The organism is Qipengyuania sp., assembly GCF_042095715.1.
In the GTDB taxonomy this organism is placed as follows: domain Bacteria; phylum Pseudomonadota; class Alphaproteobacteria; order Sphingomonadales; family Sphingomonadaceae; genus Qipengyuania.
The window spans coordinates 21,486-44,406 of the sequence record NZ_JBELMO010000016.1; the positions used below are offsets into that span (position 1 = coordinate 21,486).

Below are 22,921 nucleotides of genomic sequence, written 5' to 3' on the forward strand. Positions count from 1 at the left end.
TGGGGGTTAGAGGGGCCGCATGCCAAGCCCGCGCTGATAGTTCATGATTACATCGATGTTGGTGGGGCGTGTGCCGGCGGTGGCACTGGCCTTGGAAGACTTCGGTTTGGAAAACCCCAGGCGCGGGTTTCCGGAGAACCCGATCCCATCCGTACGCCAGCCGAATTTGCGATTGGAATCACGATCGTGGAGGACGCTTACGGCATAATTGCCGGGGGCAGGCAAGCGCACGCAGATCCGCGGGACCGGATCACTGGGCACGTCGATTTCCACTCGGCGGAATATCTTGCCGGCGTTGATAAGGACGTTGTCGTCGGCGAGAAAATCATCGTCGTTGGCCGGGTAGACCTCGACCTTGAGCCTGCCCTTGCGATCTTTCAGTCCCTCGACATCGACGAGGAAGGCGGGACCGCTTTCATTCGGGCGGCAGCGCGCCTCGGCTTTGCCGAGATCGGGGCTGGAGGGTATCGGGCCGGCGGCTGCAACGAGGGGCAGCATGGCGGCGCCCAGAAGTGCGCGGGTCATTGTCTGTCTCCTTTCATGAGGTCGTAAAGCCCGAAAATCAGGGCTGTCACGAGATGAGTGGCGAGTGTCAGCGCCGCCATCATCGCGATGAGAGCGGCAAGCTGTATATCCTCCCCAAGAGCCAGCACGGCGATGCCGGCGAACACGATTTCTTTGTTGGTCACGAACGGCAGGCGCCCAACAAGGAGGCGGATCGCGGCGAGTACGAACCACCAGCCGATCTGAACATCCGGCAGCACCAGATGCCAGAGCAGTGCCGTGAGCAGCGTGCTCAGCAGGATCCGGCCCATATGCACCGCAAAAACCATGCTCAGCTCGCCGCGTGCCAGCGAGAAGATCCGTCGACGCCAGATGAACGGGATCAGCGACGTGCCTATCAGAAACGCCAGAGACCAGGCGATGGCCCGGGCATGTTCGTCCAACGGCAACAGATCCACGAAGGGGTAGGCAAGCGCGATCAGCAGCAGCGTGGTGATGTTGCCGGCAATCGCCGACAGGATGGCCACGTCCTTCACCGCGCCGAAGGGCGTGGTTTCCATCGAAACGTTGCGGCGCGCCCAGGTGTAGAAGTAAACCTCACCCAGATAACCCAGCAGCAGCTCGTTATAGATCACCTTGCGGATGGACGCGGTGAACCCGCTGGGGCCGACATGCCAGAGCATGCGGAAGATCAGAAAATTGCTGGCCGGCCCAACCAGGTAGGTTACGCCGAAAACCAGCCAGAATACGGGCGATGACGGAATCAGGCTGGCCACCTGGCTCAGGTCGAGTTTGGTTGCCTGCCACAGCGCTGCGCCCAGCACGAAAAGCGACAGTCCGATCGTCAGCGCGCGCCCCCAGCTCATGCCGGAGGGGCGGTCTTGCGCTTCAAGCGCAAAATCCTGTCGCGGATCGAGAGCGATGTCAGTCACGGGCTTTTCAGTCGGCTTGTCATTCAGCATCGCCGCACTCCGGCGCACGATGCGAAATTGTTCTCGCAATTGAGAGTGTTAGCGTTCCAATAGGCTCGACCGGCTTTCGCTGCACTGAACGGGCAAACAGGAAGGTCAGCAACATATCGGCGGCACCTCGTTCGGATCAACGCGCCAACAGATCGGCGTAGCGCCCGATTGCGCGCCGCGATGCGAAAGCGGCAAGCGTGCGGTCGATACTGTCCACGATCGATTGCTTGGTGATGTCACCGGGGTGGACCGCGATGCGAACGGTCGGCAAACCGTGCAGGAACGCCCGGCCCAGCGCGGCTGCAATCAGCGACGAGGCCGTCCGGGCGCTGCTGCGGCTGGCCCAGGTGAGCACGGGGCCCTTGGCCAGCACCGATCCGGTCGCCGGTTCCCACACCTTCATATGGTCTTCCGCCAGGGCGAAGCCCCCCTTCTCGAGCGCCGCCATCGCGCCTGGACCGTACAGCCAGGCGGGGGCGATAAATCCCGCCACTGGTCCACCGATCGCGTCTTCAACCAGAGCTTTGCCGTCGCGCATGCGCTGTGCCGCTTCCTTTTCGGACAGGCCCAGAAACTCACCCTCGCTCGCCGTCATGTGGCGTGCCTTCAGCGCCGCCACGCCGCTATGCTCCGACCGATCCTGGTGGAACCAGCCGTGCACGAACATTTCGATGCCGCTGTCCGCCCATGCCCGCAATCTCGCCTTGAAAACCCGGTTGCCCGCGACCGGGTTCTGGCCCCAGTGGTCCGGCACCACGAGCATCGCGAAGCGCGGCCCGCCAAGATGTCTTTCGAACTGCGCGGACAGCCGCTCCACCGCATCGATGGAACCGGGATGGACATCGTGGATCGATGCCAAGAGGCGTTTGCTGATCGCATGCGCGCTCGCCGAGTCGCTCGGCGAGGAGGATGCCGCAGGCGCGGCCCCTGGTTCATCGGGATGAAAAGCGCGTTCGGCCATCGGACCGCGCATGTAGGCGCGGCCAGCACAATCCGCAAATCGCGAAGAGCTGGGCTAGGGTTCGTTCGAGCGCTGTCCTTCTGCGAACGGCACGCTGTCGGCCATCACCGTCGCCTGATCCCCGCCCAGCACCCGATAGAGCGTGACGCGGTTGAGCAGTGAAGCCAGTCGGATGGTGACCAGCTGTTGCCGCGCGGCAAAAAGGCTGCGCTGGGCCACCAGGCTATCGAGGAAGCTGTCGATACCGTTGCGGTAGCGGGCCTCGATCAGGCGCGCGCTGGTGGCGGCGGCGGTGGCATTTGCCCGCGCGGCATCGTCGCGTCTGCCGAGCGTTCCCTGATCGGCGAGTGCGTCGGCGGTTTCGCGGAACGCGGCCTGGATCGCGCGTTCATAAGCGGCAAGGGCGGCATCGCGCTGCGCTTCGCTCACCGCGACATTGGCGCGCCTGCCGCCCGCATCGAAGATCCCGTAGCCTGCGCCTGCTCCTGCGCTCCAGCTGAAGGCATGGCCGGTGAAGAGATCGCCCAGCGCCGTACTGGCAACTCCGAGCAAGCCGGTGAGCGAAAGCGAGGGGAAGAGCGCGGCGCGCGCAACGCCGATATCGGCATTCGCCGCGCGCAGTTCATATTCCGCCTGGATCACATCCGGGCGCCGCAGCAGGATTTGCGAGTTGAGCCCGGCGGGCAGGACTTCGTAAGTTTCGGCGATTTCCTCGAGCCCATCGGGCAGCAAGGCATCGTCGAACTCGGCCCCGACCAGCAAGCGCAATAGATTGCGGTCCTGCGCCAGCGCGGTCACTTGCGCGGCGATGGCCAACTCCGCGCTCGCGAGGACCTGCTGCGCTTGGGTCAGGTCCGTACGGGGCGCGATCCCGCCTTCCAGCCGCATGCGGGTCAGACGAACGCTTTCGCGCGCATTGTCCGCGGTTGCTTGCGCTATGGCGAGCAAGTCCCGGTCGGCGGCATAGGTTGCCCAGGCGCCGGCCAGATCCGCCACCAGCCCAAGACGCACCGTCCGCGCCGCAGCTTCCGTGGCCAAGGCCCGGTCCCTCTGGGCTTCGGTCGCATTGGCGAGCCGCCCGAAGAGATCCAGCTCGAAGCTCGTCACGCCGCCGCGGATGGTGTAGATTGTGCGTGTATCGCTCGACCCCGCTCCGGCGACGGCCCCGTTCTGGAAACTTCCCGAGCCACCGCTGGTAATGCCCACCCCGCCGGTTACTCCGAGCTGCGGCAGTTGCGCCGAACGGTTGACGCGCACTTGCGCCCTGGCAGCGGTAAGGTTTGCCGCCGCGATATCGAGGTCGCGGTTATTGACGAGCGCCGCTTCTACCAGTTGCCGGAGCCGGGGATCGGTAAACACGTCCCGGTAGGACAGGATCGGCAGAGTGGCTTCCGACTGGGCCAGATAAGCGTCACCCGCCGGCCAGGACTGGGGCACAGGGGGAGGCGGAAGGTCGGTCGCGGGCGCCAGCGAGCAGGCGGAAAGGGCCAGCATACCCATCGTCGGCAGGATGTTGCGGCGGATCATGTCTGTACGCCTTCCATGCCTTCGTCACGGTGCATGCGTTCGCGCACCGCCGCAATGCCGTCACGCACCCCGCGGCGCACGATTACGAAGAAAAGCGGGATGTAGAAGATGGCGAGAAGGGTCGCCGCCAGCATGCCGCCGATGACCGAGGTGCCGATGGCGATGCGGCTGTTCGCCCCGGCGCCCGTGGAAAGCGCGAGTGGCAGGACGCCGAAGATGAAGGCGAAGCTTGTCATCAGGATCGGGCGCAGGCGGATGCGCGCCGCCTGCAGGGCTGCGTCGATCACCCTCGCGCCTTCGCGTTCCGCCTGTTCTGCGAACTCGATCATCAAAATGGCGTTTTTCGCCGCCAGACCCATGGTCGTGAGCAGGCCGATCTGCAGATAGACGTCGTTTTCCAGCCCCCGCAGCGTCGTTGCGAGGACCGCGCCGAGCAGGCCGAGCGGGATCACCAGAAGCACCGCGACGGGGATCGACCAGCTTTCGTAGAGGGCTGCCAGACACAGGAATACGACCAGCAGCGAAAGGGCGTAGAGAAGCGGCGCTTGGCTGGACGCATTGCGCTCTTCATAGGACGAGCCGGACCAAGCCACGCTGGTGCCCGGATATTCTTGCGCGAGTTCGGCGATGGCATCCATCGCTTCGCCGGAGCTGGTACCGCCGGTCGCCTGGCCAGAGAAGGACGCAGAAGGAACCCCGTTGAAACGCGATGTACTGGGCGGCGCGCTCGACCAGTCGAGGGAGGCGAACGCAGAGAAGGGCGTCATTTCGCCGCCGGTCCCGCGCACATACCACTGGCCGAGGTCCGAAGGCCGCGCGCGATATGGTGCATCGCCCTGGACGTAGACCTGCTTGACTCGGCCCTTGTCGATGAAATCGTTGACGTATCGGCCGCCCCAGGCGGTGGCGATGGTCGAATTGACCGCCTCCTGCGTCAATCCATAGGCAGCGAGGCGCTGCGGGTCGATATCGACCCTGAGCGTCGCGAGATCGGGCAGGTCTCCCAGCCTGACGCCGGTGAGGCGCGGGTCCGCCATCGCAGCTTCCAGCAGCGCGTCGCGATGGGACTGGAATTGTTCGGTGCTGAGGCTTCCCGTGTTGCGGAACTCCATCGAAAAACCGTTGGAGGACGACAGCCCGCGCACCGCGCCGGGGACATTCACGAAAACGCGGGCATCGCGCAGACCCCTGAAGGCCGCGGTTGCACGATCCGCGATGGCCTGCGCGGTGCGGTCTTCGCCGGGGCGCTCTTCCCAGGGAACAAGCCTCAGGAATGCCAGGCCTTGATTCTGTCCGCCCGCTCCGCGTCCGGCGCCCGAAAGGACGAACAGGACGCCGATGTTTTCGCCCTCTTCTTCGAGGAAATATTTCTCGATGGTATCGGCGACCTCCTGGCTACGCGCGATGGTGGCGCCCGGCGGTAACTGATATTGCAGGAAGACCCCGCCCTGGTCCTCATTCGGCAGGAAGCCGGTCGGCAATCTGACGAACAACAGGGCGAGAATGGCGACCAGCACCGCGTAGATGCCGAGGAACATCCATTTACGATCGACGACCGTCTGGATTGAGTTGCGGTAACGATCGGACAGCCGATCGAACCCGGTATTGAAGCGGTGCGTGGCGCGATGGAACAGGGCGTTCGCGCGGGGGAACCGCCTGGCCATCCAGCCGCCGCCCTCGGCTTCCTCGTCCTTGCGCTTGAGGAGGTTCGCGGTCAGCGCTGGACTGAGTATCAGCGCGACAAACACCGATAGAACCATTGCGGCCACGATGGTGATCGAGAATTGCTTGTAGATTACTCCGGTCGATCCGCCGAAGAACGCCATGGGCAAAAATACCGCGGAAAGCACCAGGGCGATCGCGACCAGCGCGACCTGGATCTCCTTCATCGACTGGATCGTGGCTTCCCGTGGAGTCATGCCGGGATTTTCCTCGAGCAGGCGCTCGACGTTTTCGACCACGACGATGGCGTCGTCGACCAGCAGGCCGATGGATAGCACCATCCCGAAAAGGGTGAGTGTGTTGATGGAAAATCCGGCGATGGAAAAGACGGCGAATGTCCCCAGAAGGACCACCGGGACGGCGATGGCCGGCACCAGCGTTGCGCGCCAGCTTTGCAGGAACACGAACATGACGATCATCACCAGGACGATCGCTTCCAGCAGCGACTTCTGGACCTCTTCGACCGACAGTTTGATGAAATCGGTCGAATCGTTGGCGTAGTTGACGACAAGGCCCTCGGGCATGGTGCGCTGAAGTTGTGTGACGAGCGCCTTGACCCGTTCGGCCGTCGCGAGCGCGTCTGCTCCCGGGGACAAGGATATGGAGATGCCGGCGCCGGGATGGCCATTCACGCTTCGCCTGGTGCCATAGCTTTGTGAACCCAGTTCGACCCGTGCCACATCCGAAAGGCGTACGGTGGAACCGTCGGCAGCGGTCTTGAGCACGATCGCCTCGAACTCTTCCGGCGTCTGGAGCTTCGACATGGCTGTGACCGTGGCATTGAGCATCTGGTCCTCGGGCGAGGGCAGCCCGCCGACTTCGCCTGCGGCGACTTCGGTATTCTGCGATTGGATCGCTGCGATCACGTCGCTCGGCATCAGGGAGACCGCAGCCAGGCGCTGGGGATTCAGCCAGATCCTCATCGCGTTGGCGGCACCATAGACGTTGATGTCGCCCACCCCCTCCACGCGCGAAAGTGGGTCCTGAATGGCGGTGATCAGATAGTCCGAAACATCGTCGCTGGTGCGGGTGTCGGTGGTGTCCCAGACGACAACCGTCAGCAGCTGGTCCGGGTTTGACTTCGTAACGCGCACACCCTGCGTCTGGACCTGTTGAGGCAGGCGCGAAATGGCCGCCTGCACCTTGTTCTGGACCTGCACCTGCGCGATGTCCGGGTCGGTCCCCTTCGCGAAGGTGGCGGTGATGGAAGCCGAGCCCTGGGACGAGGATTGGGAGCTGAAATAGAGCAAACCGTCGAGGCCACTCAACTGCTGCTCTATGATCTGGGTGACGCTGTTTTCCACCGTCTCCGCAGAGGCGCCGGGGTAGCTGGCGCGGATATTCACATTGGTGGGGGCGATGTCCGGATATTGCTCGATCGGCAAGGTGAGCAGCGCCCCGACCCCGCCCAGCATCACGATGATAGCCAGAACCCAGGCGAAAATCGGACGATCGATGAATATCCGCGACATGGGCGGATCAGCCGGCCAGGGCGGCGGGCTTGCCTTCGCCGTCGGCCTTCGGCGCACCGACCGGCTGCGGCGCCGACGCGGGCACCGGCTTGATCTTCGCGCCGGACTTCAACTGGTCCAGACCCTGGACGATGACCTTCACGCCGGGCGTCAGACCCTCGGTTACGACCCAGTATTGGCCGGAGGTCCGCTCTGCGGTGACCGCGCGGCGGATCGCAGTCCCGTCTTTCCCGACGAGGAAGACGTATCCCTGGCCGTTGAAATCGCGCTGCAATGCGGCCTGCGGAACCAGATAGGCCCCTTTTTCAACAACTTGATCGAAGATCGCGTTCACGAACATGCCCGGCAACAGCAGTCCGTCGGGATTCGGGAAACGGGCGCGCAAGGTCACGGTGCCGGTATCTTCGCTGACGGTCACTTCGGAAAACTCGACCGTGCCGGTAGCTCCATACGTGCTGCCATCGTCGAGCTTGAGGCGGACCCGCGTGCTTCCGGCAGCGGCGTTTCCGGATGCAAGCTCCTGTCTCAATCGCACCAGATCTGCGGCGGATTGCCGCATGTCCACATACACGCTGTCGGTACGCTGGATGACGGCGAGAGGGTCGGGCTGGTTGCTGCTGACCAAAGCGCCTTCGGTTACCAGCGGACGCCCGATGCGCCCGCTAATTGGCGCGGGCACGGTGGTGAAGCGCAGATTGATGCGCGCCGTCTCGAGGCTGGCCTGCTGCTGTGCCACGGCCGCCCTCGCTGCGCGCGCGGCGGCGGCGGCATCGTCGTAATCCTGCTGCGAGACCGCCTCCATCTCCGCAAGCGGCTTCAGCCGTTCCGCCCGGGAGGTCGCGGCCGCGGCGTTGGCTTGGGCGCTCGCCAAATTGGCACGCGCCTGAGAAGCTGCGGCGTTGTACAGGCTCGGGTCTATGCGAAAGAGCGGCTGGCCCGCGCGCACATAGCCGCCGGGCCGGAAGTTTATGCTGCGCACCAGGCCGCTGATCTGCGGACGAACTTCGCTGGTTTCCTGCGCCACCACGCGTCCGCCCAAGGTGGTCGGCGCTGCCACGTCGCGGGGCTGCAACACGACGTACCCGACCTCTTTTGGTCCGCCCTCTCGAGAGCGTTCGGCATCGCCCCCCGCGCAGGCGGACAAAACGAGGGCGAGGGGAAGCAGCAGGGCGCCAGCCCGGCTTTTTAAAACGCTAAGCATAGGGGCATGAACTTTTTCTTGCGCCGGCCCTTCGCGGATTGCCGGCAGTGACGCAAGTGCGAAAAGACGCCTAGAAACGCCGGCTTTCCGTGTTTAGCGGCCCTCGGTTTGAATCAGTTCGTCGAGGTATGTAAACAAGGTGTCCGCCAAAGATTGCGCCGCTGCCGATGCCGCTTCCCTCGAGGTGTCATCCCCGACCTCGTAGGTGATCGCAGGGATGGCATAGGTTTCGTGGAACCAATTCTTGCTGGTCCCGGAGCCTGGATTGGCGTTCCTCGGTTCGAGTGTGAAGTCATAGCCCGGAAACGCCCGCTCCTTGCCTTCGAGCCATTTGCGGATCATCAGCGCCTGCGTAGGCGATGCCTCATCACCTTGCACATAGAATAGATTTCGGCCGGTCGAGTGGAAATCGATCATCATGACCGGGCGCACCGATGACGGCAGGCTTGCCAGCCAATTCCGAACCGCACGGGTTTCCGGTTGTGAAAAAGCACCCCAATCGCGGTTGAGGTCGACGCCACCCCGGTTCGCGCGCCAATTCCCATGAACAACCCCATCCGGGTTGAGCAGAGGGATGGCCACAACCTGATAACGAGCCGACAGTGCAGTATCTTCCGAAAGACGCCGGCCGATCTGTTCCAGAAACGGTTCCATCGCGTAGTGACCGGTAACCTCGGGCGGGTGCTGGCGCCCCAGAAGTATCAGCAGGTGCGGGGCGTCGGGCGAGCCCATGCGGACCCCTTCGATCGCGCGTCCGTCCAGAGTGCGCCCCAAATCCTCCCGCCGTGCGGAAAAATCTGCGGCGAGCCGTGTGAGCAAATCCTCATAGTAAGCTGGCCCGAGGATGGGTTGGGCGCTCACGGTTCCTCGACCCGAGGGGAGCGACAGCACTGCATCCTTGCCTTCCGGGCCGACCCTGACGGCGATTTCCGTGATCCCGCCCTCATTTGTCAGCTTGGGCGCGTAGCGATGGCGGCCTTCGAGATATTTCAGGGTAAGCGTCAGCGGGGCGCCTTCAGCCGCTTCGTAACGGAAGGCGTACCAGGGACTGGGATTGATCGGCGGCGCATGCTCCGGCGAGATCAACAGCGTGAAATCGCGAGGGCCGCCGACCACGCAGGGCGCGGCGGAGGCCCCCTCGAAATCGAAGCTCAGTCGGGCTTCGTCGGTGAAGCACGCTGGTGCCGCGACGAAGGTGCCAGCCGCCGCGATCGAAGCGGGTGGCACCATGCCGCCGGCGCAAGCTCCCAAAGCGAGTATGGGGGTGATGAACAGGGCTCTGATCATCACCCCCACCGATTTCCTCACGTCAGAACTTCTTGCGCAGTTCGATGTGGAACACGCGTCCGCGCGCGCTGTGGAGTTCGCTGAAGAAGCCATAGTTTTCATCTGCCAGCGGGGGATCCTCGTCGAACAGGTTGTTGATGGCGAAACGCAGCCGAGTGCCATCGAGCGCCGTGTCGTTCTCGATCGTGTAGGAGATCGACAGGTTCATCGTAAACGATTCATCGACCGGGAAGTAGTTGGCGTTCGGGTCGTCAGAATCGATCAGAACGTCTCGAACCACGCTGGTATCATAAACCATGCCGACATACTGGCCGTAGACACCCACTTCGACCGGGCCTTTTTCCCAGTTGATCGATCCGTTGGCGCGCCATTTTGGTCGGCCTTCGATTTCGAGCAGTTCGCCAAGGCCGCCAACGGTCACGTCGAGAGGGAGCGTGCCATCGGCGACCGCATCGACGATTTCCTGCCCGTCCGCGCCAGCCGACTGTTCGAAGCCAAGCAGCCGCGCGGCATTTGCTCGCAAGGTGAAGCGGCCCGCACCAAAATCGGGAACGCGGTAGTAAAGACCGAAGTCCAGTCCCTTGGACACACGCCTGTCGAGATTGAGGTAATCGTCGATCACGAAATCTATCCGCCCGGCAGGCGCGAGACCGGTACCGGCGAACAGCGCAATCTCTTCGGCCGTAGGGGCAAGGCGTACGACATTGGGATTGGTGCTGCCGTTCAGACGGCGAAGCAGATCGAGCGCGATCGCGTTATCGTCCCCAAAGGTTCCGACAAGGCCGGTCTGCTTCACGCGCCAGAAGTCGGCGGTCAATGTCAGACCCGGAATGAAATCCGGCTCCAGCACGATGCCGAGATTGACGCTGGTGCTATCTTCCGGAACGAGGTTTTCCGTGCCCGCTCGGAAGCTGATGACGCCCGCTCCCGCGCAGGAGCCGAGATCCTCGATCACGTCTTTCAGAACTTGCGCCTGGCAGATCACGAAATCATCGCGCGTGTTGGATCGCGTCGTTCCGCCATCGTTGACCTGGACAAGGTTCGGCGCGCGGAATCCGCGCGACCACGCACCCCTCAGCGTTACGCCGGGAAAGGTGGTCCACGACGCTGCAACCCGCGGCACGGCGGCGGTTTCGTTGATGTCGTCGAAATGTTCGAGCCGGCCGGCCAGCTGCACGTTGAACTCCTCGACCAAAGGGATGTCCATGTCAGGGCTCACCACCGGGACGAAGAGCTCGGCGAAGCCGGAATAGACGTTACGCCGTCCATCCGTATCCGGGGAAGGGCTTGTCCCCGCCACGTCGCTGCCGTTGAATTCGCCCGTCACGCTGTCGGTAAAGGTGATCGTCCCATCGAGCCGGGGATCGCGGTCGTCGAAGAAGGTTTCGCGGCGCCATTCGACGCCTGCTGCGACGCCCCGGTTCCCACCCGGCAGCGTGAACAGGTCATCACGGCTGATCTTGAAATCGGCAAGAGCAAGCGAGGTGCCACCGCGGCGATACACGTCGATCCGGAAGGGGTCGATAGAGGAAGCCGGGTTGGGCGTGCAGTCTCCGTTGCCAGGATCGGAATTTACGCAGCCGCCGTTGAAAGGATTATAGGCATCGGGCGTCGTCAGATTGATCTGCTTCTGCATCAGGGTGAGCGAAACGCGATTGTTCGCCACATCGAGGGCCTCTGCCTCGGAGTAGACAAACCCGGTGTCGAAGTCCCAGGCGCCGAAATTGCCGCGCAGACCGGTGACGAAACGGTAGGTATCCTTGTCCACGCTGACCACGCGGTTGCCGGCGTCCACGAACCGGTAACGTTCCATGATGACATCCGCACCGCCGTTGGCGATCGTTGTGTCCGGCAGTCGGTTGGGGCTCCCCACCGGCCCGAACGGGTTCCAATAGGCGTTGCGAGAAATGCCCACCGGCACGGCGCTCAGAATGGCCGAAGCGTCGATGGTACGCTCGCTCTCTGAACGGTAGTAGCTACCCTCGAAATACGCTTCCACCGCGTTGCTGAGTTCGTAGCTGAGCAAAGCCGTGGCATTGTAACGGTTCTTGGTGCTGAACAGGCTGTTGCCGAAAATCGTGTTGTAGCGAACGTCTGACGTGGGCGTAGTGCCATTGCGGGCGCATAGACCTGGCCCGAAGGTCAGGCGGCATCCGGGAAAGCTCGACGGCTGGAGATAGAAGTCGTCGTCACCGATCGGGGTGCGGTTGCTCGGCGCCTGGATGTCGAATTGTCCGAATGGCCCGAAGGTGTTGCGATTGTTGAAGGATGAATCGCCTTCGAAATCGGTGCCGACCACCAAGGGCAGACGATTGTCGTCAGCCGCGTAATCGCGCTCGGCATTCGACATTCCGTTTTCGTGGAAATAGCCACCATAGACCGTCAGGTTTCCGCGCCCGCCGCCGAAATCTAAACCATAGCCGCCGCTTATCTGCGCGCTGTACATGCTGGTGCCATCGTACAGGCGATAATCGCCTTCGATAAAGCCGCCGCGGCGGTTGCCCCTCAATACGGTGTTGATCACACCCGCGACCGCGTCGGCACCATAGATTGCGGAGGCGCCGTCACGCAGGACCTCAACGCGCCTGACCGATCCCGGCGCGATCTCATTGGCATCCGAAGAGACCACCGGCACGAGGAGTTCGGTCTGGAAGCCGGGGTGCAATGTCATGCGCCGTCCGTTGATCAGCAACAGCGTATTGCCCGTTCCGAGATCGCGAAGGTTCACCGACGCAACGTCGCCGCGCGCGCTATTGACGGAATCGGCATTCTGTTCGTTGAAAGCGACCGTCCCGGTTTGGGGGATGGAACGGAACAATTCGTCACCTGAGGCGGCGCCGGTGTTCTCGATGGCTTGCTCATCCAGAACCGTAACGGGCAGGACATCGTTTATCTGCGCGCCCTGGATTTGCGTGCCCGTGACGATGATCTGGTTTTCCGTGTAGGTCTCGTCCGTGTCGGTTGCGGCATCGGCCTGCTGAGCCTGACCCGCTTCCGTGGTCGTGGTGGTCTGCGCAAAGATCGGGGCAGCGCACAGCCCCGTCCCGCAAAGTAAAGCGATCCTCGTTGCTACCGTAAAACGCATAGCTTCCTCCCGTTTTTAGTTTGTGATTGAAATTTGTGTTCGGAGCCATTCTTCGAAAAGCGTGGGCCACTGGCTCAAAGTCTGGTCCGGGGTTCCGAGACCCCATCCGTGACCGCCTTGCGAAAAGATGTGCATCTCCGGTTTCGCCCCGGCGCCCGTGAGCGCCTGGAAAAGGGCGATGTTGTGGCCTGGCGGCGTAATCGGATCGTCCGCGGCCGAGAACAGGATCATCGGCGGTGCATTTTTCGCCGCATAGGTTTCAAGCGACCAGGCGGCCTGCGCCTTCTCGTCCGGGTCTCGACCTACGATCTCGCGCCGGGTCCGGGTGGTGGTGAAAGGCGCGCGCATGGTGACGACAGGAAACAGCAGGGCCGCGAAATCGGGCCGGGCGGACACGCCTTCGTAGGCGTCTTTTCCCGAATTCAATGAGCGGTCGGGTTGCAAGGCGGTGAAGCCCGCAAGATGGCCGCCAGCAGAAAAGCCCAGAATGCCGATCCTGTCCGGTTGGAGCCCGAAATCCTTCGCGCGGCTGCGTACGATCTTCATGGCGCGTTGCGCGTCGGCGAAGGGGGCGATCGCTTCGGACCCATCCGCGGGCAATCGGTAGATCAGTTCGAACGCCGTATAGCCGCGGCTTTGCAGCCAGAGCGCTACGGGAGTGCTCTCCTTCTGAAGCTGGATCCGGAAATAGCCGCCACCTCCGCATAGCAGAACCGCGATACCGTTGGGCTTCAGCGGTCGGTACACTCGCATGCGGGGATTGGAGATGTTCGAGACCGCGCCCTTGCCTGCACCGCTATCGCCGATAACCTCGGGGCCTTTAACCGTGCTGTGCCCCGGTGGAGGGCCGGGCCAGAGCGAAATCTCTTCCAGATCATGGGCGTGGGCCGAACTGGCGGGGAGCGATGCGGCGACACCAAGGGCTGACATCGTCGCGAGGAGGTGGCGTCGGTCCATCATGCGCTTTCTCCCCCCAGGGCGCCCGCCTGATGGGCATCGGGCGAAGTGCGCTCATGTCGCTCGCTGTCGAGGATCGGAAGCGCCATCGGCGATCCAGCCATGGCGGCAGCCAGCCGCTCACGATCGAGCGCCTTCTCCCATTTCGCGATGACGATCGTGGCAACCGCATTGCCGGTGAAGTTCGTCAGCGCGCGGCACTCGCTCATGAAGCGATCGATGCCCAGGATCAGAGCCATGCCCGCGACCGGGACCGAAGGCACGACCGATAGCGTGGCCGCCAGGATCACGAAGCCCGCCCCGGTCACCCCGGCTGCGCCCTTGGAGCTGACCATGGCGACGAGGACCAGCGACAGCTGCTCGCCGAGCGACAAATCGATATCGAGCGCCTGCGCGATGAACAGCGCGGCCAGGGTCATATAGATATTCGTGCCGTCGAGATTGAATGAATAACCGGTTGGCACGACCAGGCCCACGACATTTCGGCGACAGCCGGCGATCTCGAGCTTTTCCATCAGGCTCGGGAGGGCGGCTTCCGATGAGGACGTGCCAAGCACCAGCAGCAGCTCTTCCCGCAGGAACCGGATCAGAGAGAAAATCGAGAACCCGGCAGCCCAGGCGATCCCCCCAAGAACCACGATCACGAACAGCAACGATGTGAGGTAGAAGGTCGCCACCAGGCCGGCGAGCTGCGCCAGGGTCCCTATGCCGAAACTGCCGATCGTAAATGCGATGGCGCCGAACGCACCGATAGGCGCCAGGCGCATCAGCATGTGGACCAGCTTGAAGACGACTTCTCCCGCCGCGACGAGCGTGTCGAGCACCAGATCGCTGCGCGGTCGCGTCATCGAAATGGCCGCGCCGCTCAGTATGGCTACAAGAAGCGCCTGAAGGATGCTGCCGCTGGTGAGCGCGGAAATCAGCGTTTCGGGAATGATCGCGAGGATGAAAGCCGACAGCGTCTGTTCGTGAGCGGTCTCGGCATATTGCGCCACGGCTTGCGCATCGAGGGTGGCTGGGTCGATGGATAGACCGCTGCCCGGATGAACCAGGTTCGCGACAGCCAGACCGATAATCAGCGCCAGAGTGGACACCGCCAGGAAATAGGCGATGGCCTTGGCGGCGACCCCGCCTACGCTCGCCATGTCGCGCATCCCGGCAATCCCGGTCGCCACGGTAATGAAAATGACCGGGGCGATAATCATTTTGACGAGCGCGATGAAGCCGTCGCCGAGGGGCTTGAGCGCGGTGCCCAGATCCGGGAAAAAATGCCCGAGAAGTGCGCCCACGACGATCGCGGCGACGACCTGGATGTAAAGCCGACCATACCACGGGCTTCGCGTCGGTGCCGGAGTTGCCTCCACCCCTGGGGCTCTCATTGCATTCTCCCTGTATTTTCTTTGCAGCGAGCATATCGCCCGGCAGGGCGGGGGAGAAATCGAAGCTGAAAATTGAGGGGGCAAATATAAATCAATGGGTTAGCGTTGAAAAACTTGCCATGATGGGCGGAAAAGCGCACAATTTCCTTGCCATTTGTGCGGCTTTCCGCACAACAAGCCGTGACTTTCAGAGCTTTTCGATCGCGACGCATTGCACTGCTGCTTCCCATCGGGATCGCGTTGATCGTGGCGGCGGCCCTGCTGATAGGTTTCGTTGATCGCAGGTCTCGGCAGGCGGCGTATGGCGAAGCGCGTGCGGTGGCGGTGAACGATGCCGCGATCCTTTCGGCCGGCCTCCAGGCGGAACTCGACAAGTTCAGCTTGGTGCCGCTGGTTTTGGCCGAGGACGCGACAGTACGCGACGCTCTTTTTGCAAGCCAGGGGAGCGCCGCAGAACTCAACCGCCGCTTCGAAACGCTGGCCAAGCAAACGAACGCCGCTGCGATCTACCTTATGGATCGGAGGGGCAGGACGGTGGCCGCCAGCAATTGGCGCCTGCCCACTAGTTTCGTGGGCTCGGACTACAGCTTCCGCGACTATTTTCGAGAGGCTTCGGCTTCCGGCTCCGCGACGCAGTTCGCCTTGGGAACCGTGAGCCGCACGCCAGGTCTATACATCGCGCAACGGGTCGAGGCTGGCGGCAGACCCCTGGGCATAGTCGCGGTAAAGGTCGAATTTCAGGAGCTGGAGGAAAGCTGGCGACGGATCGGCGCGGGCGTTTTCGTCACCGATCCCAGCGGAGTCGTATTGATAACCAGTCGGCAGGGTTGGCGGTTCAACACCACTCGTCCGGAAGCGGCGCCGGCGCGTGATCGAGGAGATGATGTCCAGCAATTCGGGATTTCCGATCTGCCGCCTCTTCCCCTGGCTGAGTTCGGGCCCGAAGCCCCGGTGGACGCGCCGCTGGTGGATGCCGACCAACCAATCAACTTCAATGGCTGGCGGCTCCATTTGCTGATCGACCCCACGTCGGAAGTGCGCGGGGCGGTGGCGCGCGCGCGTTTCTACGCTTTGGCGGCGCTGGTTGCGCTCATCGGCCTGGTTGCATTTGCCTTCGTCTTGAGGCGTCGGCGAGAAGTTGTAGCGCAGCGACTCATCGAAAGGCGTACCCAGGATCTGCGCGAACAACTTGGGCAGGCAAACCGATTGGCGATTCTGGGACAGGTGACGGCGGGTATAGGGCACGAAATCAATCAACCCGTGGCGGCGGTGCAGATTTATGCGGAGAACGGCACTAAGCTCATCGAGCGTCATGATTATACTGAAGCCAAGGCAAATTTCCGACATATCGTGGATCTGACAGGCAGGATCGGGCGCATCACCACGGAATTGAGAGGCTTTGCCCGGCGCGGCTCCGCAGAGCCGGAGATCTTTGCCATCGGGTCCGCCATCGACGGGGCGTTGCTGCTTTTGCATGATCGGCTGGAGCGGTGTGGGGCCACCCTCCATCTTCCCGAGCCGGCCGAAACCGCATTGACGGTGCGCGCCGAGCCGGTGCGGCTGGAGCAGGTTCTGGTCAATCTTTTGCAGAATGCAATCGATGCGGTGGGAAGGGGCGGTTCTATATCGCTGGCAATCGAGCCCCATGAAAATCACTGCCTCCTGCGTGTAAGAGACGATGGTCCGGGTGTGTCTGGCAAGGAGGATCAGCTCTTTCAGCCGTTTGCCACCACCAAGCCCGATGGGCTTGGGCTGGGCCTCGTGATCTCACGCGAAATCATGCGTGCGCTGGGCGGTGAATTGACCGTCGAACGGGTGGAAACGGGTGCTTCCTTCCTCATGAAGATACCGCGCGGATGAACGCTCAAGTCACGCGCAGCATCGTTTTCGTGGAAGACGATCCGGCCTTGCGCGAAGCTATGCTGCAATCATTGCGGCTGGAAGGGATCGACGTTGCAGCGCATGATCGCGCAGCGCCTGCGCTGAAGACAATCACGCCGGATTTCGCCGGCGTGGTCGTTAGCGACATTCGTCTACCCGGTATGGATGGGCTAGAATTTTTCGCAGCGCTCCGAGAAATCGACGCCGAATTGCCCGTCATCTTCACCACTGGCCATGGCGACGTTGAGATGGCTGTCGATGCGATGAAGCAAGGTGCAGCCGATTTTCTCACCAAACCCTATTCCCCCGCAGCGCTGATTGGCGCGATCGAGCGCGCGTTGGAAAACCGCACCCTTGTGCTTGAGAACCGCAAGCTTCGCGCCGCGCTGCGCGATCGCGAATCCACAGGGCTGATCGGGAAGTCGGAGCGAACCCAGCGGCTTGAAAGCCTGGTGGGCGAAGTGGCGCGGACGGAAATGGATGTCATCCTTACCGGCGCCCCCGGAACCGGTAAGACCCATCTCGCTAAACGCATTCATGAGTTGAGCCCCCGCCAAAACAGGTCTTTCGTTGCGATCGATGCAGGTGTCTGGACCCACCCGGACGTAGAGTTGATCGTCTTCGGTAGGGACCCATCCGAGCGGGGGTCTCGTTCCGGGCTGATCGAACGGGCGCAGGGCGGGACGCTGCTGCTCGACAATCTCGATAGCGTGCCGTCTACCCTCCACGGTCGCATCGGCAGTTTGATGGACACAAAGAGCTTTCGAGCGCTTGGCGCAGACCGTCAGTCAAAGGTCGACGTCAGGATCGTGGCCGTGGGGGACACGCAGAATGCTGTCTCGCGAGACTTGCTCGCCCAACTTGGGGGTGTCGCTGTCGAACTGCCATCGCTTGCGGATAGGCGGGAGGATATACCCGCACTCTTTCGCCATTTCGTCGCGGAGTTCGAGGCCGGGCTCGAAACATCCTCAAGACCCTTGCGGGCCGAGGAGTGGCGGCTGCTTCTGGCGTCGGACTGGCCTGGCAACATCCGCGAGCTGCGAGATTTTGCGCGCAATTTTGCTTATGGCCTGACTCATCTCGAGCAGGCCGCGATCCCCTCGGATACGCAGGACGGATCGCTCTCCGCGATGGTCATGGCGTTCGAAAAATCCTTGCTGGTGGATGCCCTGACCCGCCATCGCGGAAGCATTCAGGACGTGACCCGGGCTCTGAAGGTCAAACGCAAGACGCTGTATGACAAGCTCGCGCGGCACGAGTTGCTGCCGGCGCAATTCCGGGAGAACTCCAGCGGGCGGTAACAAAGTTACAAATTTGGCAAGCGTCGTTCCGATGCCGTGTTGGCTATGGACCGCAATCCCGGCTAGTCGCTAGTCATGCTTGCCGATCAGACAGTCGCCCCATTTCCGCTCGCGAGCCGGGAGGACGAAGATCATCGCGCTCTTGCCGCTTGCGCTGAACCCGGGGCGGCGCTTTGCACTGTCGTGGGGATCGAGGGCAGCTTTTCGCGCCGGCTCGGGGCGCAACTGGCGATAACCCCCGAAGGCAGGATCGCCGGGAGTCTGGCGGACGGATGCCTCGAACAGCAACTGGCCAGCGATTGCCGCGATACGGAAGTCCCGATCGTCAAACGCTACGGACGCGGGTCCCGGCAGATCGATTTCCGGCTGCCTTGCGGCGGTGGGCTCGATATTCTTATCGACCCGGTGCCGGATCGCGACGCGTGCCGCCAAGCGTTGAACGCACTGCATCTGCGTGAGGACGTTAAGCTTGCCTTGGCGCCAAATCGGCTGATGACCAGCCGCCGATACATTCCGCGTCTCGCGATCCGTGCTTTTGGGGAAGGGCCCGAACTGGAAGCGCTTGCCACTATTGCCAGCGCGGCGGGCGTCGCCTGCGACGTCACCGACAAGGGTGAGTTGGCCTTGGGCGGCACCAGCGGCGGGGGACCGACAGATCCGTGGACCGCGGTGGTGATGTTGTTTCACGATCACGATTGGGAGGTGCCACTGTTGGAAGAGGCGCTTTCGGGCCCGGCCTTCTATATCGGAGCGCAGGGCGGCTTGCAGGCGCGGCGTGCTCGGCTCGCGGCGCTGTCGGCGCGGGGCCTAGGCGAGGATCAACTGCACCGGGTGCGAAGCCCGATCGGTACGCCCAGAGGCAGCCGAACACCTCAGGCATTGGCACTTTCCGTTCTAGCCGAAATTGTGGGCGAATATGAGCGACTGCGCCCGGCCGCTTGATCCCTCCATCGGTTTCGCCCTGCTCGCGGCAGGGCGCGGCAGGCGCTTCGGGGACGGCAAGCTCGCGGCCGATCTTGGCGGGATGCCCCTATGGCGCTGGGCCGCGCGTTGTGCGGAGAGGGCGGGTTTCACGACCCGGTATTTGATCGTAGCGGGGGAGGGTGCTCTGCCTAGAACCGAGGACGCCGTCGGTTGGCAGCAGGCGGTAAATCCCAGGGCGGACGAGGGCATTTCGACATCGATCCAGCTGGCTTGCCGCCTTGCGGCGGACTGTGATCGCCTCGTCCTTGGACTCGCCGATATGCCCTTCGTTGAAGCTTCACATCTGAGGCAGATTGCCCTGGAGGATGGCGTGGTGTTCACGCGCTATCCCTCGGGACGCAACGGCGTTCCAGCCGGGTTTCCCAACTCGGAGTTCGCCACGCTTGCTGGCGTGCGCGGTGATCGGGGGGCGGCCAGTCTGGATTGGACGATGCCGGTGGAATCCTGCTCCGCACCGCCGGACAGCCTGATGGATGTGGACCGGCAAGCCGATCTCCATCTTGCAAGAGCCCGACTGGAGCGGGAAAGCAATTAACTCCCGCTCAGGCAGGCTCCGGCATGTTTTCGATCAGTTTGTCGAGCGTGATGGGATAATCGCGCACGCGCACTCCAGTAGCGTTGTAGATCGCGTTGGCGACCGCCGAGGCAGGTCCGCAGATGCCGAGCTCGCCGACGCCCTTGGCCTTGAGCGGGCTGATGATCGGATCAAGCGTATCCAGAAATACCACATCCTGGTGTGGAATGTCCGCGTGAACCGGGACTTCGTAACCAGCCAGATCGTGATTGACGAAGAACCCGAACCGATCGTCGACGGCCAGCTCCTCCATCAGGGCGGCGCCTGCCGACATCACCATCGCGCCGATCACCTGGCTGCGCGCCGATAGCGGATTGAGGATGCGGCCAGCATCGCACACGGCCAGCATTCGGCGAATGCGTATCTCGCCGGTATAGACGTCGACGCCGACCTCGCAGAAATGACCGGCATAGGTGCCGACATCGTAGTCGCTCTTGAAATCTCCATACGTCATATCGCCATCGGCTGAGATCGGGCCGGCATCGCGAAGCGACGCCCTCTTGCTGCCCTGGCTGATCCTGCCATTTGCAAATTGTGCTTCGTCGGCATCAAACCCGAGCTTGTCGGCGATCGCCTTCCTCAGAGCGACGCAGGCGGCATAAACACCGGCCGTCGAGCTGGCGGCACCCCACTGGCCGCCGGAGCCCGATGATACGGGAAATCTCGAATCGCCAAGGTGTACGGTCACATCCTCGAGTGGGACGCCCATGCATTCGGCGGCGACCTGCGCGATGATGGTGTAGCTTCCCGTGCCGATGTCTGTCATGTCGGTCGAAACCGATATCCGGCCTTTTCCGTCCAGGCCAACGCGGGCAGCAGATTTGGTGGCCGGGGCGCCGCGGTATCCGGCGGCCACGCCCATGCCAACCAGCCACCGTCCATCGCGCACGCTGCCCGGTTTGGCATTCCGCTTGGACCACTCGAACCGCTTGGCGCCTTCGCGAAGGCATTCGGCAAGGTGGCGGTCCGAAAACCGCTTGGACGGATCGGCCGGCACGGTTTTGGCATCGTTGCGGATGCGCAGTTCCACCGGGTCCATGCCGAGCTTTTCGGCCAGTTCGTCCATCGCCACTTCCAGCGCCATGTGCCCCGGCGCTTCGCCCGGTGCGCGCATGGCATTCCCTTCCGGCAAATCGAGCTGCCCGATGTAGCATGAGGTTAGGTGATTGGCGCCCGCATAAAGCTTGCGCGTCTGGGCGACGCCATTTTCCGGGTCCTCGCCAGTTATGTTGCCGGACCAGCATTCGTGCCCCACTGCCGTCAGCGTTCCATCGCGGTCCGCACCCAGGCGAACGCGCTGGATGGTGGCTGGTCTATGGGTGGTGTTGTTGAAAATCAGCGGACGTTGTAGCGCGATCTTGACCGGTCGTTTCGTGGCTTTCGACGCCAAAGCCGCGAGCACGGCATCCGCACGAACGAAAAGCTTCCCACCGAATCCGCCGCCTATGAAGGGAGAATCGACACGGATTTTTTCCCTCGGCATTGCCAGGATTTCGGCCAGGGCGCGGGCGCTCCAGGCGATCATCTGGTTGCTGGTCCACAAGGTCAGTTCATCGCCCTGCCATGCGGCGATGGTCGCATGCGGCTCCATCATCGCGTGGCTTTCATCCGGGGTCGTATATGTCGCGTCGACCGTCACCGGGGCGGACGAGAACGCGGCATCGAAATCCCCACGGCTCACCTGATCGGGCTTGCCGCCGTTCCCCTCGGCCAGCTTCGATCCCGGCTTGATTTTGGCCAGGTCGTATGCGCCCTTTTGCGAATTGTAACGTGTGCGGATCATGCCCGCTGCGGCTCGGGCCTGTTCGAAGGTCTCGGCCACGACACAGGCAATCGCCTGGTGATAATGCGCGATCTGACGCCCGCCGAACAGCGGGGCGTGGTTGAAGCGACTGGTGCCCACCGGATCGGTCTCGGTCGCCGCGACGATCGTGATGACGCCTGGGGCCTTTCGCGCTTCGGCAAGATCCATTTCGGTAATGGTGCCCTTGGCAATTCCGGCGCCGAGAATGAAGCCGTAGGCCTGGTTGGCGGCAACATCGTGGCGCTCGAAGGCATAAGGCGCGGTGCCGCTGACCTTGCGGGGCCCATCGATGCGTTTGGTTGATTTCCCGATGATTTTCGGATCGTCGAGCAGATCGGCGGGAGCGGGTTGTTCGAATTTCATCGCGTCAGCTCCTTGCCTCGGCCAGGATTCCGGCCAATGTCCGCTCTGCCAGAGCAATCTTGAATCGGTTGTCGTCGCGCGGTGTAGCCTCGGCAAAGGCGGTATTGATGACCGCGCGGGCGCCTTGAGGCAATAAAGCGTCTGCCTCGGCGCTGCGCCATGGGCGTGGTGCGACACCGCCAAAGGCGACGCGTCCCGAACCGTCCGAATGAATGATAGCCGCCACGGAAACCAGCGCGAAGGCATAAGATGCGCGGTCCCTCACCTTGCGGTAGAAATGCCGGCCTCCGGGCGGTTTGGGTAAGGTAACGTGCGTTATCAGCTCGCCGTGTTCCAGCGTGGTTTCGATCTGAGGTGTGTCGCCCCAAAGTCGATGAAATTCGCCGATGGGGATGGACCGTGTGGCACCATCTGGCTTCACCGTCTCTACGATGGCGTCCAGGACGCTCAGCGCATTCGCCATATCTCCCGGATAGGTCGCGATGCATGCGTCGGATATGCCGATGACGCCAAGCTGACGCGAATATCCCCCGATCGCGCCGCAGCCGCTGCCGGGCTTGCGCTTGTTGCATGGCATATTGGGATCATAGAAATAGGAACACCGCGTTCGCTGAAGTAGATTTCCTCCGGTAGTCGCCTTGTTGCGCAACTGACCGCTGGCGCCCGCCTGTATTGCACGCGTGAGCACGGCATAATCGTTGCGGACACGCGGGTGGGCGGACAACGCGGTGTTGCTGACGAAGGTGCCTATCTTCAATCCGCCCTCCGCGGTTTCCTCTACCTTGTCGAGGCCGAGATCCTGGACATCGACGAGATGGGTCGGTGTCTCGATTTCCAGCTTCATCAGGTCCAGAAGGTTCGTTCCGCCGGCAAGAAACTTCGCGCCTTGCTGTGTCGAAACGGCTGCGGCTGCGGCTTGCGCGGAGGCGGCGCGTTCATAAGTGAAGCTGCGCATCG

Annotated in this window: 16 protein-coding genes; 4 read left to right on the plus strand and 12 right to left on the minus strand. The window is 62.7% G+C overall.

What is annotated here, in order from left to right:
* Positions 1 to 6 precede the first annotated feature (6 nt).
* From ACFDTG_RS06080 to ACFDTG_RS06125, 10 genes are all read right to left on the minus strand, one after another.
* Complete coding sequence (locus ACFDTG_RS06080) at positions 7 to 525, minus strand: DUF2141 domain-containing protein (RefSeq protein WP_375290125.1); 519 nt, start codon at positions 523 to 525, stop codon at positions 7 to 9.
* Positions 522 to 1,466, minus strand: a complete 945-nt coding sequence (locus tag ACFDTG_RS06085; protein WP_375290126.1) for a hypothetical protein — start codon at positions 1,464 to 1,466, stop codon at positions 522 to 524. Before ACFDTG_RS06085 ends, ACFDTG_RS06080 begins: the two co-directional genes overlap by 4 nt.
* Before the next feature lie 136 nt (positions 1,467 to 1,602).
* A complete protein-coding gene (locus tag ACFDTG_RS06090; protein ID WP_375290127.1) occupies positions 1,603 to 2,427 on the minus strand; it encodes a DUF2334 domain-containing protein in 825 nt (274 codons plus the stop codon).
* A 54-nt stretch (positions 2,428 to 2,481) separates the two neighbouring features.
* Complete coding sequence (locus ACFDTG_RS06095) at positions 2,482 to 3,954, minus strand: efflux transporter outer membrane subunit (protein ID WP_375290128.1); 1,473 nt, start codon at positions 3,952 to 3,954, stop codon at positions 2,482 to 2,484.
* Positions 3,951 to 7,148: a multidrug efflux RND transporter permease subunit gene (locus ACFDTG_RS06100; RefSeq protein ID WP_375290129.1), complete on the minus strand. Its 3,198-nt coding sequence runs from the start codon at positions 7,146 to 7,148 to the stop codon at positions 3,951 to 3,953. The genes ACFDTG_RS06095 and ACFDTG_RS06100 overlap by 4 nt, the downstream gene beginning before the upstream one ends.
* Before the next feature lie 7 nt (positions 7,149 to 7,155).
* Positions 7,156 to 8,349 (minus strand): efflux RND transporter periplasmic adaptor subunit, encoded by a 1,194-nt coding sequence (locus ACFDTG_RS06105; RefSeq protein ID WP_375290130.1) that lies wholly within the window; start codon positions 8,347 to 8,349, stop codon positions 7,156 to 7,158.
* Between the two features lie 93 nt (positions 8,350 to 8,442).
* The gene (locus ACFDTG_RS06110) at positions 8,443 to 9,636 is read right to left on the minus strand and encodes a M14 family metallopeptidase (protein ID WP_375290145.1); all 1,194 of its coding nucleotides are present in this window, start codon (positions 9,634 to 9,636) and stop codon (positions 8,443 to 8,445) included.
* A 22-nt stretch (positions 9,637 to 9,658) separates the two neighbouring features.
* The gene (locus ACFDTG_RS06115) at positions 9,659 to 12,721 is read right to left on the minus strand and encodes a TonB-dependent receptor domain-containing protein (protein WP_375290131.1); all 3,063 of its coding nucleotides are present in this window, start codon (positions 12,719 to 12,721) and stop codon (positions 9,659 to 9,661) included.
* Between the two features lie 15 nt (positions 12,722 to 12,736).
* Entirely contained in the window at positions 12,737 to 13,681 is a 945-nt protein-coding gene (locus ACFDTG_RS06120; protein ID WP_375290132.1) for an alpha/beta hydrolase, read from the minus strand.
* The gene (locus ACFDTG_RS06125) at positions 13,678 to 15,057 is read right to left on the minus strand and encodes a dicarboxylate/amino acid:cation symporter (protein ID WP_375290133.1); all 1,380 of its coding nucleotides are present in this window, start codon (positions 15,055 to 15,057) and stop codon (positions 13,678 to 13,680) included. Before ACFDTG_RS06125 ends, ACFDTG_RS06120 begins: the two co-directional genes overlap by 4 nt.
* A gap of 180 nt (positions 15,058 to 15,237) precedes the next feature.
* On the opposite strand from ACFDTG_RS06125, the gene ACFDTG_RS06130 reads away from it, so the two are divergent.
* The 4 genes from ACFDTG_RS06130 (at position 15,238) to ACFDTG_RS06145 (ending at position 19,758) form a co-directional block, all read left to right on the plus strand.
* Positions 15,238 to 16,917: an ATP-binding protein gene (locus tag ACFDTG_RS06130; RefSeq protein ID WP_375290134.1), complete on the plus strand. Its 1,680-nt coding sequence runs from the start codon at positions 15,238 to 15,240 to the stop codon at positions 16,915 to 16,917.
* On the plus strand, positions 16,914 to 18,239 hold the full coding sequence (locus ACFDTG_RS06135; protein ID WP_375290135.1) for a sigma-54-dependent transcriptional regulator: 1,326 nt from the start codon (positions 16,914 to 16,916) through the stop codon (positions 18,237 to 18,239). Before ACFDTG_RS06130 ends, ACFDTG_RS06135 begins: the two co-directional genes overlap by 4 nt.
* 75 nt (positions 18,240 to 18,314) lie before the next feature.
* On the plus strand, positions 18,315 to 19,181 hold the full coding sequence (locus ACFDTG_RS06140; protein WP_375290136.1) for an XdhC family protein: 867 nt from the start codon (positions 18,315 to 18,317) through the stop codon (positions 19,179 to 19,181).
* The gene (locus ACFDTG_RS06145; protein ID WP_375290137.1) at positions 19,156 to 19,758 is read left to right on the plus strand and encodes a nucleotidyltransferase family protein; all 603 of its coding nucleotides are present in this window, start codon (positions 19,156 to 19,158) and stop codon (positions 19,756 to 19,758) included. The genes ACFDTG_RS06140 and ACFDTG_RS06145 overlap by 26 nt, the downstream gene beginning before the upstream one ends.
* A 7-nt stretch (positions 19,759 to 19,765) precedes the next feature.
* On the opposite strand, the gene paoC is transcribed toward ACFDTG_RS06145, so the two are convergent.
* Entirely contained in the window at positions 19,766 to 21,964 is a 2,199-nt protein-coding gene (gene paoC, locus ACFDTG_RS06150) for an aldehyde oxidoreductase molybdenum-binding subunit PaoC (protein ID WP_375290138.1), read from the minus strand.
* A gap of 4 nt (positions 21,965 to 21,968) precedes the next feature.
* Positions 21,969 to 22,919: an FAD binding domain-containing protein gene (locus ACFDTG_RS06155; protein ID WP_375290139.1), complete on the minus strand. Its 951-nt coding sequence runs from the start codon at positions 22,917 to 22,919 to the stop codon at positions 21,969 to 21,971.
* Positions 22,920 to 22,921: the final 2 nt, after the last annotated feature.

Excerpts from the sequence above, each read along its gene's own strand:
- ACFDTG_RS06090 (WP_375290127.1), bottom strand. The coding sequence starts at position 2,427 with ATGGCCGAACGCGCTTTTCATCCCGATGAACCAGGGGCCGCGCCTGCG.
- ACFDTG_RS06100 (WP_375290129.1), bottom strand. The coding sequence starts at position 7,148 with ATGTCGCGGATATTCATCGATCGTCCGATTTTCGCCTGGGTTCTGGCT.
- ACFDTG_RS06105 (WP_375290130.1), bottom strand. The coding sequence starts at position 8,349 with ATGCTTAGCGTTTTAAAAAGCCGGGCTGGCGCCCTGCTGCTTCCCCTC.
- ACFDTG_RS06135 (WP_375290135.1), top strand. The coding sequence starts at position 16,914 with ATGAACGCTCAAGTCACGCGCAGCATCGTTTTCGTGGAAGACGATCCG.
- ACFDTG_RS06155 (WP_375290139.1), bottom strand. The coding sequence starts at position 22,919 with ATGCGCAGCTTCACTTATGAACGCGCCGCCTCCGCGCAAGCCGCAGCC.
- ACFDTG_RS06080 (WP_375290125.1), bottom strand. The coding sequence starts at position 525 with ATGACCCGCGCACTTCTGGGCGCCGCCATGCTGCCCCTCGTTGCAGCC.
- ACFDTG_RS06145 (WP_375290137.1), top strand. The coding sequence starts at position 19,156 with ATGAGCGACTGCGCCCGGCCGCTTGATCCCTCCATCGGTTTCGCCCTG.
- ACFDTG_RS06110 (WP_375290145.1), bottom strand. The coding sequence starts at position 9,636 with ATGATCAGAGCCCTGTTCATCACCCCCATACTCGCTTTGGGAGCTTGC.
- ACFDTG_RS06120 (WP_375290132.1), bottom strand. The coding sequence starts at position 13,681 with ATGATGGACCGACGCCACCTCCTCGCGACGATGTCAGCCCTTGGTGTC.
- ACFDTG_RS06085 (WP_375290126.1), bottom strand. The coding sequence starts at position 1,466 with ATGCTGAATGACAAGCCGACTGAAAAGCCCGTGACTGACATCGCTCTC.
- ACFDTG_RS06140 (WP_375290136.1), top strand. The coding sequence starts at position 18,315 with ATGCTTGCCGATCAGACAGTCGCCCCATTTCCGCTCGCGAGCCGGGAG.
- ACFDTG_RS06095 (WP_375290128.1), bottom strand. The coding sequence starts at position 3,954 with ATGATCCGCCGCAACATCCTGCCGACGATGGGTATGCTGGCCCTTTCC.
- ACFDTG_RS06125 (WP_375290133.1), bottom strand. The coding sequence starts at position 15,057 with ATGAGAGCCCCAGGGGTGGAGGCAACTCCGGCACCGACGCGAAGCCCG.
- ACFDTG_RS06115 (WP_375290131.1), bottom strand. The coding sequence starts at position 12,721 with ATGCGTTTTACGGTAGCAACGAGGATCGCTTTACTTTGCGGGACGGGG.
- paoC (WP_375290138.1), bottom strand. The coding sequence starts at position 21,964 with ATGAAATTCGAACAACCCGCTCCCGCCGATCTGCTCGACGATCCGAAA.